The following is a 15,084-nucleotide window of genomic DNA, read 5'->3' on the forward strand; positions in this document are numbered from 1 at the left end:
CGGCGCCTGCCCTCGACCGTACGAGCGCCCCCGCACGCGGGCAATGGCGCCCGCGTGTGGCCCACGTCACAATTGGACGAGCAGTCCAGTTAGGCCGCGGCTAGAGCTTCTCCATCGGCGCGTACCGCACGATGAGCTGCTTCACGCCGGTGTCGCCGCCGAAGTCCACGCTCGCCTTGCCGCTCGCGTTGTCGGCCGTGACGACCGTCCCGAGCCCGAACGAGTCGTGGGTGACGCGGTCGCCGGGCGCGAGCGCCGGCCCCGGCTTGCCGCCCGGCGCGCGGACGCCCGGCCGCGACGCCGGGCCCGTCGCCGCCGACGGCTTCAGCGACGGCGCGTCCCGCTCCCAGTCGATCAGCGTGTCGGGGACCTCGCCGAGGAACCGCGACGGCGGGTTGGTCTGCGGCGCGCCCCACGACGAGCGGACCCACGAGCGGCTCACGTACAGGCGCTGCCGGGCGCGGGTGATGCCGACGTAGGCGAGGCGCCGCTCCTCCTCCAGCTCCTTGGGGTTGCTCATCGCGCGCAGGTGCGGGAAGACGCCGTCCTCCATGCCGGTGAGGAACACGACCGGGAACTCCAGGCCCTTGGCCGTGTGCAGCGTCATCAGCGTGACGACGCCCTGGTCGTCGGCCGGGCCCTCCTCGCCCGGCGCGGCCGGGTTGCCCTTCGCGCCGCCGGGGATCGAGTCGGCGTCGGCGACGAGCGCGACCTGCTCCAGGAAGTCCACGAGGCGGCCCTCGGCGGACTCGCCGTCGAGGCGCTCCTCGTACTCGCGGGCGACCGACTCGAACTCCTGGAGGTTCTCGATGCGGGTCTCGTCCTGCGGGTCCTTGGACGCCTGCAGCTCGGCCAGGTAGCCGCTCTTCACCAGGATCCGCTCGACCAGGTCGGCGGGGGTGGACGTCTCGACGGCCTCGCCGAGCTCGTCCAGCAGCGCCACGAACTCGCGCACCGCGTTGATCGAGCGGGTCGCCATGCCGGGGACGTCCTCGGGGCGGCGCAGCGCCCGCCAGAACGAGATCCGCTCGCGGGCGGCGTGCGCCTCCACGACGGCCTCGGCGCGGTCGCCGATGCCGCGCTTCGGCACGTTGAGGATGCGGCGCAGGCTGACGGTGTCCTCGGGGTTGGCGAGGACGCGCAGGTAGGCCAGCAGGTCGCGGACCTCCTTGCGCTCGTAGAACCGCACGCCGCCGACGACCTTGTAGGGCAGGCCGACGCGGATGAACACCTCTTCGAAGACGCGGGACTGCGCGTTGGTGCGGTAGAAGACCGCGACGTCGCCGGGGCGGGCGTCGCCGGCGTCGGTGAGGCGGTCGACCTCGCGGGCGACGAACGCCGCCTCGTCGTGCTCGTTGTCGGCCACGTACCCGACGATCCGGTGGCCCTGGCCCTGCTCGGACCAGAGGCGCTTCGGCTTGCGGTCGGCGTTCCGCTCGATCACCGCGTTCGCCGCCGACAGGATCGTCTGGGTGGAGCGGTAGTTCTGCTCCAGCAGGATCGTGGTGGCGTCGGGGTAGTCGCGCTCGAACTCCAGGATGTTGCGGATCGTCGCGCCGCGGAACGCGTAGATCGACTGGTCGGCGTCGCCGACGACGCACAGCTCGGCCGCCGCGCCGCCGTCGATCGGCGCGGTCAGCTCGCGGACCAGCTCGTACTGGGCGTGGTTGGTGTCCTGGTACTCGTCGACCAGCACGTGCCGGAACCGGCGCCGGTAGTGCTCGGCGGCCTCGGGGAACACCTGCAGCAGGTTCACCGTCAGCATGATCAGGTCGTCGAAGTCCATCGCGCCGGCCTGCATGAGGCGCGCCTGGTACATCTCGTACGCCTGCGCCAGCGTCTGCTCCATGTGGGTGGAGGCGCGCGCTTTGAACGTCTCGTAGTCGATCAGCTCGTTCTTCAGGTTCGACACCTGCGCGCTGAACGACCGCGGCGGGTAGCGCTTGGGGTCCAGGTCGAGCTCGCGGCAGACCAGCGCCATGAGGCGCTGCGCGTCGGCCTGGTCGTAGATCGAGAAGCTGGTGGGGAAGCCGAGCCGCTTGGCCTCGCGGCGCAGGATCCGCACGCACGCCGAGTGGAACGTCATCACCCACATGGCGCGGCTGCGCGGGCCGACGAGGGCGTCGACGCGCTCCTTCATCTCGGCCGCGGCCTTGTTCGTGAAGGTGATCGCCAGGATCTGCCCGGGGTGCACGCCGCGCTCGCCGAGCAGGTGGGCGATGCGGTGGGTGAGCACGCGGGTCTTGCCCGAACCGGCACCCGCCACGATCAGCAGGGGGCCGCCGGCGTGCTCCACGGCGGCGCGCTGCTGCGGGTTGAGGCCGGCCAGCAAGGGGTGCGTTTCGGTCGTCGACATCACGCCCGAGTCTACGGTGCGGCACCGACAGGGCGGGCCGACTCCCGGACGCGCGGTCCGCCGGAAGGCCCCGCCCGGCCCCGCCGGCCTCTGCTCCCCCCGGTCAGGAGATCTTGCGATGGTTGCGGGCGTCCTCGGCGGCGGCGCGGACGGCGGCCAGGTCGGCGCCGGCGGCGGCCAGGGACGCGGCCGCGACGGCGCCCTCGACGAAGGGGGCGTCGGCCAGCGCCACCCGGCCGGCGGCGTCCTCGGCGGCGAGCTTGCACGTGAGGACGGAGCTGCCGAGGTCGGCGAGCAGCACCACGCCGTCGCCGTCGTCGGCGGCGGCGATGGCCGCCTCGACCAGTTCGGGGCTGGTGCCGAGGCCGCCGTCCGCGTCGCCGCCCGCCGCGTGCACGACGGCGCGGCCGCCGCCGAGAGTGCGGGCCAGCTCGGCGGCGCCCTCGGCGAGCGCCCGGCTGTGCGAGACGAGCACGATCCCGATCACGGCTCCTCCCCGGCGGTGTCGGCGAGGGCGCGGAGGAGGAGGGCCGTGGAGGCGGCGCCGGGGTCGGGGTGGCCGACGCTGCGGTCGCCGAGGTAGCTGGCGCGGCCCTTGCGGGCGCGCAGCGGGACGGTCGCCTCGGCGCCGCGCTCGGCGGCGGACGCGGCGGCCGTCGCGGCGGCGGCGAGCGTCGCGCCGTTCTCCACCGCCTCGGTGTAGGCGGCGACGGCGGGCGCGAGGGCGTCCACCATCGTCTTGTCGCCTTCGGCGGCGCCGCCGAGTTCGCGGACGCCGTCGAGCGCCGCGCGCAGGGCGGCGGCGAGCCCTGCGGCGTCGGCCTCGGGGGCGTCGCCGAGCGCCTTGCCGGCGCGCCGCAGGGCCGTCCCGTACAGCGGTCCGGACGCGCCGCCGGTCTGGGCGACGAGCGCGCGGCCCGCCGCGATCAGGGCGCGGCCGGGCGGGCCGTCCCCGGGCAGCGCCGCGGCGGCGGCCGCGAAGCCGCGCCGCAGGTTGTGGCCGTGGTCGCCGTCGCCGATCGCGGCGTCCAGGCGGGTGAGGCGGTCCGCGTCGGCGGCGATCCGCTCGGCGGCGCGGGCGATCCAGGCGGGGACGTCCAGGGCGGTCACCGCGCGCCCGCCCGGAGGGCCGGGGTGTCGGCGGGCGCGTCCCAGAGGCCGGTCAGGGCGCCGCTCGTCCGGCACACCGTGATCATCAGGCCGGCCATCTCCAGGCTCGTCACGTACGGGCCGACGAGCGACCGGACGACCGTGGCGCCGCGCGCGGCGAGCCCCCCGGCGGCGGCCGCGTACGCGATGTACTGCTCCAGCAGCGGGGTGCCGCCCATGCCGTTGACCAGCACCAGCACGTCCTGCCCGGCGACGGGCAGGTCGTCGTCGATCGCGGTGAGCGCCGCGTCGACGATCTCGGCGGCGGGCCTCGCCTTCGCGCGCTCGCGGCCCGGCTCGCCGTGGATGCCGATGCCGAGCTCGATCTCGTCCGCGGCGAGCTCGAAGGTGGGCGTCCCGGCGGCCGGGACGGTGCACGGCGCCAGCGCGACGCCGAACGACCGGCACCGCCCGGCGACGTCGGCGGCGACCGCGGCGACCTCGGCGAGCGGCGCGCCCGCCTCCGCCGCCGCCCCGGCGATCTTCTCGACGAACAGCGTGCCGCCGGTGCCGCGGCGGCCCGCCGTGTAGGTGCTGTCCTCCACCGCGACGTCGTCGGCCACCACGACGGCGGCGACCTCGATGCCCTCGTCCTCGGCGAGCTCGGCGGCCAGCCGGAAGTTCAGCACGTCGCCGGTGTAGTTCTTGACCACGTGCAGCACGCCCGCGCCGCCGTCCACCGCCATCGTCGCGGCGAGGATCCGGTCGGGCGTCGGCGAGGTGAACACCTCCCCCGCGCAGGCGGCGTCGAGCATCCCGGGGCCGACGAACCCGGCGTGCAGCGGCTCGTGCCCCGATCCGCCGCCCGACACCAGGGCGACCTTCCCGCGGCGCGGCGCGTCCGCGCGGACGACGACGCCGGTCGCGGCGTCCACCCGCAGCGAGGGATGCGCGGCGGCCATGCCGCGCAGCGCGTCGGAGACGACGTCTTCCGGGGCGTTGATGAGTTTGCGCATACCCCACCGTGAACCGGCGCGGACCGGCCGTCCACCCCGCCGGGGCGGCCCGGTGCGGCGGGCGCACGGACGCCGTCGCACCGGGCCGCGTCCAATGGGGGCGGCAGGGGGAGTGCCCCCGGGTCCTTCAGCGCCGTCACCGCCGGAAGTGTCACACCCGCTCCTGATCGATTGCAGAATGTCCGTCGTGACGGGTGTCCCTCCGGACGAGCTGGACCGTGCCGTGCAGGACGCGCGGCGCGGTGACGAGCACGCCTTCCGGCTGCTCTACCGGGACCTGCACCCGCGCCTCGTCCGCTACGCGACGGCGCTCGCGGGCGCCGACGCCGAGGACGTCGTCGCCGAGGCGTGGCTCCAGATCGCCCGGGACGTGCGGACCTTCGACGGCGACGTGGACGGGTTCCGCGGCTGGGCCGCGACGATCGTCCGGCACCGGGCGCTCGACCACGCGCGGCGCGCGGCCCGCCGCCCGGTCGCCGACGTGCCGCTCAGCGACCTGGCGGGCCTGCCCGCCGGGGCGGACGCGGCGACGCTCGCGCTGGAGGGCCTCGCGACCCGCGAGGCGCTGCGGCTGATCGGGGAGCTGCCGCCCGACCAGGCCGAGGCCGTCCTGCTGCGCGTGGTGCTCGGCCTGGACGCGCCGACCGCCGCGCGGGTGCTCGGCAAGCGCGCGGGCGCCGTCCGCACCGCCGCCCACCGGGGCCTCCGGCGGCTGTCGGACCGGCTCGCGGACGGCGGCGCGGCGAGCGGCGACCGCGCGGCGAAGGGGGCGCGATGAGCCGGGACCTGCCCTCGCCGGACGAGCTCGACCGGCTGCTCGCCGGCGCGCCCGTCGAGGGCCGCGAGGAGCTGCACCGGCTGCTCGGCGCCGCCGTGCCGCGCGGCGCGGACGGCCCGCTGCCCGGCGAGGACGCCGCGCTGGCGGCGTTCCGCGCCACCGGACCCGTCCCGGCGCCCCCGCCGGCCGTGCCCGGCCGCCGCGTCGGGCGGCGCGCCGCCGTCAAGATCGCGGTGATCGCCGCGTGCGTCTTCGGGCTGGGCGGGGTCGCGGTGGCGGCCGGGACCGGCACGCTGCCGGTGCCCGCGCCCGTCCGCCTGCACCACGACGAGCCCGCCCCGTCCCGCTCGCCCCGGGACGTCCCGGCGAGGCCGACAGCGCCGACGGCGCCGCGCACGCGCCCGCCCGCGCCGCCCACCGCGCCGCGGACGCCGCCGCCGTCCCCCTCGCCGAGCGCCACGCCCACGCCGACGCCGACGCCGACGCCGACGGCGTCCGAGACCGACGCCGTCATCAGCGCTCCGGAGGAGACGAAGAAGGCGAAGAAGACGAAGAAGCCGCACCCCGCCCATCCGTCCACGGACCGACGCCCGTCTCCCACCCCAGGTGGATGATCAGCCGGGGCCGCCGACATAGGGTTGAAACCGTGACCAACGTTCTGGACGACAGCGAGATCGAGCGCCTCCTCGTCGTGATGGCGCATCCCGACGACGTCGACTTCGGCGCCGCCGGCACGGTCGCGACCTGGACCGACGCCGGCATCGAGGTGGTCTACCTGATGATCACCGACGGGGACGCCGGCGGGTTCGACGACGCCTTCCCGCGCGCGGAGATGGCCGGGCTGCGCCGCGACGAGCAGCGCGCCGCCGCCAAGTGCGTCGGCGTCACCGACGTCCGGTTCCTCGGCTACCCCGACGGGCGGCTGGAGGCGACGCTGGACCTGCGCCGCGACATCGCCCGGGTGATCCGGCAGGTCCGCCCCGACCGGATGCTGATCCCGAGCCCGGAGCGCAACTTCGAGCGGATCGCGCCGAGCCACCCCGACCACCGGGCGGCGGGCGCGGCGGCGCTGGACGCCGTGTACCCCGACGCGCGCAACCCCTACGCCTTCCCCGAGCTGCTGAAGGACGAGGGGCTGGAGGCGTGGACGGTCCGCGAGGTGTGGATGACGAGCGCGCCGCCGAACCCGAACCACCACGTGGACGTCACCGAGACGTTCGAGCGCAAGCTGAACGCGCTGCGCTCGCACGCCAGCCAGACCGCGCACCTGGGCGACGGCCTGACCGACATGGTGCGCGGCTGGCTCACCGCCAACGCGCTGGAGCTGGGGCTCCCCGAAGGCAGGCTCGCCGAGACCTTCCAGGTCGTCCCGACCCCCTGACCCGGCCCCGCCGGCCCGTCCCCGCCGACCCGTCCCCCGCCACGACTCCCGGAGCCGTCCCCCCATGCCCAAGATCCTGCTGGACTGCGACACCGGCATCGACGACGCCCTGACGCTGCTCTACCTGGCCGCCCTCGTGCGCGCCGGCGACGCCGAGCTGGCCGCCGTCGGCACCGTCCACGGCAACGTCGACCCGCTGTCGGGCGCGCTGAACACGCTGCGCGTGCTGGAGCTGGCCGGCGTCGAGGGCGTGCCGGTCGCCGTCGGCGCGCCCCGCCCGATGGCGCAGGACGTGCACTACGCGGTGGACTGGCACGGCCGCGACGGCCTCGGCGACACCGGCCTGCCCGCACCACGGGGCGTCCCGGCGGACGAGCCGGCGGCGGCGCAGATCGTCCGGCTGGCCCGCGCCCACCCGGGCGAGCTGACGCTGCTCGCGACCGGCCCCCTCACCAACCTCGGGGCCGCGCTGCTGCTCGACGCCGAGCTGCCGGCCCTGGTCCGCGAAGTCGTGATCATGGGTGGGGCGTTCGACCACCCGGGCAACATCACCACGCACGCCGAGGCCAACGTCTGGCACGACCCCGAGGCCGCGGACCTGGTGTTCGCGGCGGACTGGCCGGTCGTCCTCGTGCCGCTGGACGCCACCCACCCGACGGCGGTCGGCGAGCCGTGGCTGCTGAAGCTCGCCGGCCACGACTCCGAAGCCGCCCGCTTCGCGACCCGCGTCCTGGAGTTCTACATCGCCGCCTACACGCCGGTGCTGAAGCGGCGCGGCGCGGTGATCCACGACGCGCTCGCGGCGATGCTCGCCGTCGACCCGGGCGTCTGCGGCTACACCGAGCGGCCCGTCCGGGTGGAGCTGCGCGGCGAGCTGACCCGCGGCACGACCGTCTGGGACGCCCGCTCCCTGCCCGCCGACGACCACCGCCGCCCCGTCCGGATCGCCACCTCCGTCGACGCCGCCGCCTTCCAGGACCGCCTCCTCACCGCCCTCCTCGCCCTCTGATCCCGCGACCACCCGGTCACCCGACGTTGACTTGCGGCGTGTTGGCCCATGGGAGCGCTCCCATAGGCCAACACGCCGCATCTCGACGCCGGGCGACCGGGCGGTCATGGACGGGCGGGTCAGGAGGCGCTTGCGGGACGGGGCGCGCGCTGCGGTAGCGTGCGCGCACTTGACGCCGTCCCCCGGAGCGCCGCGATGCCCCACCATGTCCAGGCCACCGCCGTCGTGCCCGGATCGCCGGAGATGGTGTTCCGCCATCTCGCCGTCGCCGAGGCGTGGAACGTGTGGGGGCGCCTGCCGACGCGGGCGCGCCGCGAGCGGGCGGGCGACACCGACCCCGACGGCGTCGGCGCGATCCGGCGGATCTTCCCGGCCCGCGAGCAGGTCGTCGCCTACGAGCCGCCGGTCCGCTACTCCTACGTGGCGCTCGCCGGGCTGCCGGTCCGCGACTACCGGGCGGACGTGGAGCTGGAGCCGCGCGGCGACGCCACCCTGCTCACCTGGCGCGGCCGGTTCGAGCCGCGGATCCCCGGCACCGGCGGCGCGCTCACCTTCTTCCTCAACCGGATGCTGCACTCGTTCGCGACCGGCATCGCCCGGCACGCCGAGCGGTGCGGCCCCGGCTGCCCGGCCCACGAATGACCCCATTCCCGACGGGAATAGTGGGCTTGCGGGGCGGGTTGCCGCGGGCATGAGCATCGGAGCAGCCCTCGCCCCTCCCCCGTCCGGCAACGCCGTGGACGGCCTCGTCGCGCTCGCCCGCGAGGCCGCCGGCGCCGGCCTGCGCTCGGCCTGGTTCGGCCAGCGCTTCGACTACGACGCCATCGCGGTCGCCGGGCTCGTCGGGCGCGAGGTGCCCGGCCTCGCCGTCGGCACCTCCGCGGTCCCGCTGCAGCCCCGCCACCCGCTGGTGATCGCCGCGCAGGCGCAGACGGCGCAGGCCGCGACGGGCGGCCGGTTCCGGCTCGGGCTCGCGCTCGGCGCGCCGGCCTTCGTCGAGCCGGTCTACGGCGTCCGCTACGAGCGGCCCGCCGCGCGGCTGCGCGAGTACCTGACGGTGCTGCGGCGCGTCGCGGACGGCGACGCCTCCCCCTTCGAGGGCGAGCTCGTCACCGCCGCACCGCCCATGCCGACCGCCCTCGACGGCGGGACGCCCTACCCGCTGCTGGTCGCCGCGCTCGGCCCGCAGGCGCTCCGCGTCACCGGCGAGCTCGGCGACGGGACGCTGCCGTTCCTCGCCGGGCCGCGCGCCCTCGGCGAGCACATCGTCCCCGAGATCACCCGGGCCGCCGAGAAGGCCGGGCGGCCCGCGCCGCGCGTCGTCGCGTTCGTGGCGGGCGTCGTCACCGGCGACGTGGACGCGGCGCGCGAGGCGGCCGCGCGGGCGACCGCGTTCTACGACCGCGTCCCCTCCTACCAGCGGGCCATCGCGCTGAGCGGCGCCGAGCGCGCCGCCGACCTCGTCGTCGCCGGCGACGCGGCGGCGGTGGAGGCGGCCGTCCGTTCCTACTTCGACGCGGGCGCGACCGAGGTCGTCTTCACCCAGACCGACCTGGTCGGCCGGGAGGCGCAGTCGCGCACGCTGGAGGTGCTCGGCGGCCTGGCCTAGCGGCGGACGCGGCGGACGCGGCGCGCGTAGAGGGGGCGCCCGAGCAGGTGCCAGACCGCCCGCGCGGGGGCGGGCATCGCGCCGAGGAACCGGGCGTGCTCCTCGGGGGTGGCGTCCTCCAGGACGACGCCGAGGAGCAGCAGGGCGCGGTGCTTGGCGGCCTTGGCGAAGTGCTCGCCCTGGGCGTCCCACTCGGCGGCGGTGAGGTGGCGCTCGGCGAGCGGCAGCAGGTTCGCCTCCTCGTCGTCGAGGTGCTCGACGAGGACGGCGCGGTGCGCGCGCAGGGCGGCGACGAGCGCGTCGCGGCCGGCGGCGTCGCCGCGCCAGCGGGCGGCGGCGTCCCGGACCGCGTCGATGGACGCGGCGACCTTCTCGTGCTGGGCCTCCATGCGCAGCACGACGTCGGCGCCGAGGTCGACGCGGGACAGCAGCAGCGGCCAGATCAGGTCGTCCTCGCCGGTGTGGTGGTGGTGCAGGCCGATCAGGTAGTCGCGCAGGTGCTTGGCGAGGACGCGGGCGCGGGCCCGGTCGCCGTCCCGGACGGCGCCGATCTGCTCGGCGAGGACGCGCGACTCGCGGCGCAGCCCGCGGTGGATCACGACCATGGAGTGCGTGTCGGGACGGTCGGCGGCGGGAGTGGCGGCGGCGGTGCTCGTGTTCGTCATGTCCCCAGGCTGGCCGGGGCCGCTTGGAACGCTCTTGGCGCCGTCTTGGAGGCGTCTGCGATGATCGTCCCGATGGTGACGATCGGGGTGCTCGGCGCGTTCCGGGCCGAGGTGGACGGCCGTGCCGTGGCGCTGGGCGGGCCGCGGCAGCGGGCCGTCCTCGGCATCCTCGCGGCGGCGCGCGGCCGCGCCGTGTCGGCGGACCGCCTCATCGACGATGTGTGGCAGGGCACCCCGCCCGCGCAGGCCCCGGCGTCCCTCCAGGCGTACGTGTCGAACCTGCGCAGGCTGCTGGAACCCGGCCGCCCGCCTCGCGCGCCCGCGCGGCTGCTGGTGAGCGAGGCCCCCGGTTACGCGCTGCGCCTCCCGCCCGACGCCGTGGACGCCTGGCGCTTCGAGCGGCTGGTCGCGGACGCCCGCGCCGCCTCCCCCGCCGACGCTCCGGCGCTGCTGGACGAGGCGCTCGCGCTCTGGCGGGGCGAGGCGTTCGCCGAGGCGGCCGAGGAGGGATGGGCGCGCGCCGAGATCGTCCGGCTGACGGAGCTGCGCCGGGCGGCGCGCGAGCTGCGCGTCGCCGCCGCGCTCCGCCTCGGCGACGTCGCGGGCGCGCTCCCCGACGCCGAGCTGCTGACTCTGGACGCCCCGCTGCGCGAGGAGGGCTGGCGCCTTTACGCGCTCGCGCTGTGGCGCGCGGACCGCCAGGGCGACGCCCTCGCCGCGCTGCGCCGCGCCCGCACGACGCTCGCCGAGGAACTCGGCCTGGATCCGGGCCGCCCTTTGGCCGACCTGGAACACGCCATCCTCACCCAGGCCCCCGACGACATCGCCCCCGTCCCGCAGCAGGCGCGGCCCGCCGCCGCCGATGACGTCCTGTTCATCGGCCGTGAGCCGGAACTCGCCGCGTTGCAGGAGGCCGCGGGCCGTCCCGGTCAGCGCGTCGTGCTCGTCACCGGCGAGGCCGGGCTCGGCAAGACGTCCCTGCTCGACCGGTTCACCGCCGGTCTGCGCCGTGACGGCTGGCTCGTCGCGTCCGGGGCCTGCCTGGAAGAGGAGGGCGCGCCGCCCGCCTGGGCGTGGTCGCAGGCCCTCCGCGCGGTCGCGGCCGAGGTCCCGCCGCCGCCGGAGGCCGCCGCGCTGCTATCGGACGCGCCGCCTCCCGCGTCCGAAGGCGGCCGGTTCCGGCTGCACCGCGCCGTGTGGGAGTGGCTGGAGGAGGCAGCGCGCGCGCAGCGGCTCGCCGTCGTCCTCGACGACCTGCATTGGGCGGACGCCGAAACGCTCGCGCTGCTGTCGGCCGCCACCGGTGCGCCGCTGCTCCTCGTCGCCGCCTACCGGCCCGGCGAGATCGGCGACCGGCTCACCCGGACGCTCGCGGTGCTGGCCCGCCGCGCGCCGCTCCGGCTCGCGCTGCCCGGCCTCGCCGCCGGCGACGTCGCGCGCCTCGTCGCCGCCGAGACCGACGGCCCGGTCGACGGCGCGACGCTCGCCGCGCTCGCCGAGCGGACCGGCGGCAACCCCTTCTACGTGCGCGAGAGCGCGCGGCTGCTCGCCGGGGAGGGCGGGCTCGTCGCGCTGTCGGAGGTGCCCGAGGGCGTGCGGGACGTGCTGCGCCGCCGCCTCGCGCGCCTCCCCGAACCCGCCGTGGCGGTGCTCCGCCTCGCCGCGCTCGCCGGCGCCGAGTGCGCCGTCGAGCCGCTCACCGAGGCCGCCGAGGTCGGCGCGGACGCGGTGCTGGACGCCCTGGACGCCGGGATCGCCGCCGGGCTGCTCGCCGAGCCGTCGCCCGGCCGCGTCCGGTTCGTGCACGCCCTGGTCCGCGACACCATGACCGCCGACCTGTCCGGGCTGCGCCGCAGCCGCATGCACGCCCGCCTCGCCGCCGCCTTGGAGCGCCTGACTCCCGGCGACGTGCCCGCCCTCGCGCACCACTTCGCCCGCGCCGGGACGGCCGCGACCGCCGCGAAGGCCGTCGAGTACGGGGTGCGGGCGGCGGCGCTCGCGGGCGACCGGTACGCGCACGAGACCGCCGTCGCGCTGCTGGAGCAGGCGGTGGAGTCCTACGAGCGCGTCCCCGAAGCGACGGACGCGCGCCGCGTCGAACTGCTCGGCCTGCTCCTGCGCGCGCGCGTACGGGCGGGGGACGTGGCGGGCGCGCGCGCCGCACGCGCCCGCGCCGTCGAAGTGGCGGCGGGCCGCGACGACCTGCTCGTCGCCGCGTTCACCGCCTGGACCGAGATGACGCCCTGGCAGTCCCGCCCCTACGGCGAGGTCGACACCGCGACGGTCGGGCTGCTCGCCCGGCTGCTCCAGCGCGGCGACCTCGCGCCAGCCGACCGCTGCCGCCTGCTGAACGCCTACGCCGCCGAACTCAGCGGCACCGGCGACCCGTCCACCCTCGCCGCCGCCGAGGAGGCCGTCGAGATCGCCCGCGGGCTCGGCGACCCGACGCTGGTCGCGCTCACCGCCGTCGGCCTCACCCGCGAGCTGCCCCGCCACGACGGCGCCCGCCTCGGCCGGCTCGGCGCCGAGATCCTGGCCGCCGGTCCCGGCCTGCCCACCGCGCGCTGGTCGGGCACCGTCAACCTGGCCACCGCCGCGATCATCGGCGGCGACCCGGCCGCCGCCCGCCGCCTGGTCGCCGAGGCGGGCGCGCTCGCCCGCCGCGCCGGGCTGCCGGACGCCGCGGTCGTCACCGACTGCGCCGAGGCCGCGCTCGCGCACACCACGGGCGACCTCGCCGGCGCCCGCCGCCGCTACCTGGACGCCGCCACCGCGATGATCGGGCAGGGGTCGATGCACGGCGCGGGGTTCCTGCTGCTGGCCCGCGCCACCCTCGCCGTCACCGCGGGCCGCTCCACCGCGCCGCCCGGCCTCGTCGAGCCCGACGATCCGCCCGAGCTGGCCGCCGCCCTGCGGGAGCTGGCGGCGGGCCCGGTCGCCGCCGACGTCCGCGCCGCTTTCGGCGACGGCACCCTGGACGGCCTGCCGCCGTTGCAGCCGGACTTCCTGTTCACCGTGTTCGCGACGTTCCGCGCGATGGCCGCCGTCCGCACCGGCGACCGCGCCGCCGCCGCCGACCTGCACGCCGCGCTCCTGCCCTACCGCGACGGACCGCCCGCCGGGCTGGAAAGCCTGTCGCTGGCGATGCGGCCCGCCGCCCACACCCTCGGCGACCTCGCAGCCGTCCTCGGTGACGACCCGGTCCCCTACTACAGCCGCGCCCTGGAAATCGCCGAGCTCTGGGAGTCACCGCACTGGACCGCCGACGCCCGCACCGCCCTGCGTCGCGCGCGCGCCTGACCCCGGTCAGACGAGGCGGCGGGCGGCGGCCCAGCGCGACAGCTCGTGCCGGTTGGACAGCTGGAGCTTGCGCAGCACGCTCGACACGTGCGTCTCGACCGTCTTCACCGAGATGAACAGCTCCCTGGCGATCTCCTTGTAGGCGTAGCCGCGCGCGATGAGGCGCAGCACGTCGCGCTCCCGCTGGGTGATCTGGTCCAGCTCGGGGTCCGCCGCCGGGGCGTCCGAGGCGGCGAAGGCGTCCAGCACGAACCCGGCGAGGCGCGGCGAGAACACCGCGTCGCCGCCCGCGACGCGCTCGATCGCGTCGGTCAGCTCCGGCCCGGAGATCGTCTTGGTGACGTAGCCGCGGGCGCCGCCGCGCACCACCCCGATGACGTCCTCGGCGGCGTCCGACACCGACAGCGCGAGGAACCGCGACGGCACCGTGCCGTGCAGCCGGCGCAGCACCTCGATGCCCCCGCCGCCGGGCAGGTGCACGTCCAGCAGCACGACGTCGGGCCGCAGCGCGCCGACGACCGCGACGGCCTCGTCCACGTCGCCCGCCTCGCCGAGGATCTCCACCGCGCCGCCGAGCTCGGCCTTCACCCCGGTGCGGAACATCTGGTGGTCGTCCACCAGGACCACGCTGCGGATCCCGTTCCCCTCGCCCATGCCGGCTCCTTCCGCCTCCCCCATCATCTCAGCCGCGCCCCGTCTCGATGCGCACCTCGGTGCCCTCGCCGGGCGCGGTGCGGACGGACGCGGTGCCGCCGTTGCGCTCCATCCGGCCGACGATCGAGCCGCGCACGCCCATCCGGTCCGCGGGGATCGCGTCGAGGTCGAAGCCCTTCCCGCGGTCCCGCACGAAGACCGCCACCGCGTCCCGCTCGACCTCGGCGTACACCGACACCGACGGGGCGCCCGAGTACTTGGCGGCGTTCACCATCGCCTCGCGGGCCGCCTGCAGCGCGGCGCCGAGCCGCTCGTCCAGGGCGGTGTCGCCGACGACCACGACCTCCATCGGGACGCCGTGGTCGTCCTCGACCTCGCCCGCCAGCTCGCGGATCGCGGCGGCGAACGTGCGGCCCGGGTCGGACTTCGGCTCGTACAGCCAGCTGCGCAGCGTCCGCTCCTGCGAGCGGGCGAGGCGCGCGACCTCCTTCGGGTCGTGCGCGTTCCGCTGGATCAGGGTCAGGGTGTGCAGCACCGAGTCGTGGACGTGCGCGGCGAGCTCGGCGCGCTCCTGCGAGCGGATCCGCTCGTGCCGCTCGGCGTCCAGGTCCTGCCAGAGCCGCACCACCCAGGGCGTCGCGATGACCGTCACGCCGGTCAGGATGATCAGGGTGGCGATGATGACGAACCGGGCCTGCCCGGCGTCGACCTGCCGGGCCACGAAACCGCCGATGCCGCCGATCACCAGCAGCAGCCCGATGACGCTGCGCAGCCAGAGCTGCCGGAGCGGCACCACCCAGCGGTGCCGCTGGTCGCGGTCGGCCTGCTGCCAGAGGATCGCGACGCCGATGCCGCCCGCGATGAACGGCCAGAGCGCGACCCGCACGAGCCCGGCGCTCCACGTGAGGCTGGACAGCCCGACGGTGACGGCGGCGTAGGCGGCGAGCTGCATCCAGTCGCGGCCGCGGGCCGCGCCGCCGTCCTCGTCCTGCCGCGCGGGCACCATCAGCCAGAACGCGCCGTACACGGCCACGCCGATCCCGCCGCTCACGCTGAGCAGCACGAACGCCGACCGGACGATCAGCACGTCCACGCCGAGGTGCGCGGCGAGGCCGCGGCACACGCCGGCGACCAGCCGGCCCTGCCGCCACCGCGCGAGGCGCGGCGGGGCGGCCGCCTCCGGCGGCGCGTCGGTCGTCATCGAGGTCCTCCCACGACACCGATCGT

General features: G+C 76.8%; 14 protein-coding genes. 7 read left to right on the forward strand and 7 right to left on the reverse strand.

The window, feature by feature from the left end; all coding sequences use genetic code 11:
- Positions 1–100: 100 nt before the first annotated feature.
- The 4 genes from pcrA to dhaK all read right to left on the reverse strand — a co-directional run bounded on the left by pcrA (position 101) and on the right by dhaK (position 4,461).
- Positions 101–2,356, reverse strand: coding sequence for a DNA helicase PcrA (pcrA, locus tag K1Y72_RS31590; RefSeq protein WP_220170185.1), 2,256 nt, complete (start codon positions 2,354–2,356; stop codon positions 101–103).
- Positions 2,357–2,459: 103 nt separating this feature from the next.
- Positions 2,460–2,843 (reverse strand): dihydroxyacetone kinase phosphoryl donor subunit DhaM, encoded by a 384-nt coding sequence (dhaM, locus tag K1Y72_RS31595; RefSeq protein ID WP_220170186.1) that lies wholly within the window; start codon positions 2,841–2,843, stop codon positions 2,460–2,462.
- A complete protein-coding gene (gene dhaL / locus K1Y72_RS31600; RefSeq protein ID WP_220170187.1) occupies positions 2,840–3,466 on the reverse strand; it encodes a dihydroxyacetone kinase subunit DhaL in 627 nt (208 codons plus the stop codon). The genes dhaM and dhaL overlap by 4 nt, the downstream gene beginning before the upstream one ends.
- Positions 3,463–4,461, reverse strand: coding sequence for a dihydroxyacetone kinase subunit DhaK (dhaK, locus tag K1Y72_RS31605; protein ID WP_220170188.1), 999 nt, complete (start codon positions 4,459–4,461; stop codon positions 3,463–3,465). The genes dhaL and dhaK overlap by 4 nt, the downstream gene beginning before the upstream one ends.
- A 187-nt stretch (positions 4,462–4,648) precedes the next feature.
- Between dhaK and K1Y72_RS31610 the strand changes: the two genes are divergently transcribed.
- From K1Y72_RS31610 to K1Y72_RS31635, 6 genes are all read left to right on the forward strand, one after another.
- Entirely contained in the window at positions 4,649–5,239 is a 591-nt protein-coding gene (locus K1Y72_RS31610) for an RNA polymerase sigma factor (protein WP_308287319.1), read from the forward strand.
- The gene (locus K1Y72_RS31615; RefSeq protein ID WP_220170190.1) at positions 5,236–5,853 is read left to right on the forward strand and encodes a hypothetical protein; all 618 of its coding nucleotides are present in this window, start codon (positions 5,236–5,238) and stop codon (positions 5,851–5,853) included. Before K1Y72_RS31610 ends, K1Y72_RS31615 begins: the two co-directional genes overlap by 4 nt.
- 80 nt (positions 5,854–5,933) lie before the next feature.
- Positions 5,934–6,620, forward strand: a complete 687-nt coding sequence (locus K1Y72_RS31620; RefSeq protein WP_258574279.1) for a PIG-L deacetylase family protein — start codon at positions 5,934–5,936, stop codon at positions 6,618–6,620.
- A 64-nt stretch (positions 6,621–6,684) separates the two neighbouring features.
- Complete coding sequence (locus K1Y72_RS31625) at positions 6,685–7,629, forward strand: nucleoside hydrolase (RefSeq protein WP_220170192.1); 945 nt, start codon at positions 6,685–6,687, stop codon at positions 7,627–7,629.
- A gap of 195 nt (positions 7,630–7,824) precedes the next feature.
- Entirely contained in the window at positions 7,825–8,271 is a 447-nt protein-coding gene (locus K1Y72_RS31630; protein ID WP_220170193.1) for an SRPBCC family protein, read from the forward strand.
- A 49-nt stretch (positions 8,272–8,320) separates the two neighbouring features.
- Positions 8,321–9,238 (forward strand): TIGR03564 family F420-dependent LLM class oxidoreductase, encoded by a 918-nt coding sequence (locus K1Y72_RS31635; RefSeq protein WP_220170194.1) that lies wholly within the window; start codon positions 8,321–8,323, stop codon positions 9,236–9,238.
- Here the strand turns inward: K1Y72_RS31635 and K1Y72_RS31640 are convergent.
- Complete coding sequence (locus K1Y72_RS31640) at positions 9,235–9,903, reverse strand: hemerythrin domain-containing protein (RefSeq protein WP_258574251.1); 669 nt, start codon at positions 9,901–9,903, stop codon at positions 9,235–9,237. The two genes, K1Y72_RS31635 and K1Y72_RS31640, sit on opposite strands and share 4 nt — an antisense overlap.
- A gap of 60 nt (positions 9,904–9,963) precedes the next feature.
- Between K1Y72_RS31640 and K1Y72_RS31645 the strand changes: the two genes are divergently transcribed.
- Positions 9,964–13,203, forward strand: coding sequence for an ATP-binding protein (locus K1Y72_RS31645; RefSeq protein WP_220170195.1), 3,240 nt, complete (start codon positions 9,964–9,966; stop codon positions 13,201–13,203).
- Positions 13,204–13,209: 6 nt separating this feature from the next.
- On the opposite strand, the gene K1Y72_RS31650 is transcribed toward K1Y72_RS31645, so the two are convergent.
- Positions 13,210–13,881 carry a LuxR C-terminal-related transcriptional regulator gene (locus tag K1Y72_RS31650; RefSeq protein ID WP_258574282.1) on the reverse strand — a complete coding sequence of 224 codons (672 nt, stop codon included), beginning with the start codon at positions 13,879–13,881 and terminating at the stop codon, positions 13,210–13,212.
- A gap of 4 nt (positions 13,882–13,885) precedes the next feature.
- Positions 13,886–15,058 carry an ATP-binding protein gene (locus tag K1Y72_RS31655; RefSeq protein WP_220170196.1) on the reverse strand — a complete coding sequence of 391 codons (1,173 nt, stop codon included), beginning with the start codon at positions 15,056–15,058 and terminating at the stop codon, positions 13,886–13,888.
- Positions 15,059–15,084 lie beyond the last annotated feature (26 nt).

The sequence above is a fragment of the Actinomadura parmotrematis genome (assembly GCF_019458805.1).
In the GTDB taxonomy this organism is placed as follows: Bacteria; Actinomycetota; Actinomycetes; order Streptosporangiales; family Streptosporangiaceae; genus Spirillospora; species Spirillospora parmotrematis.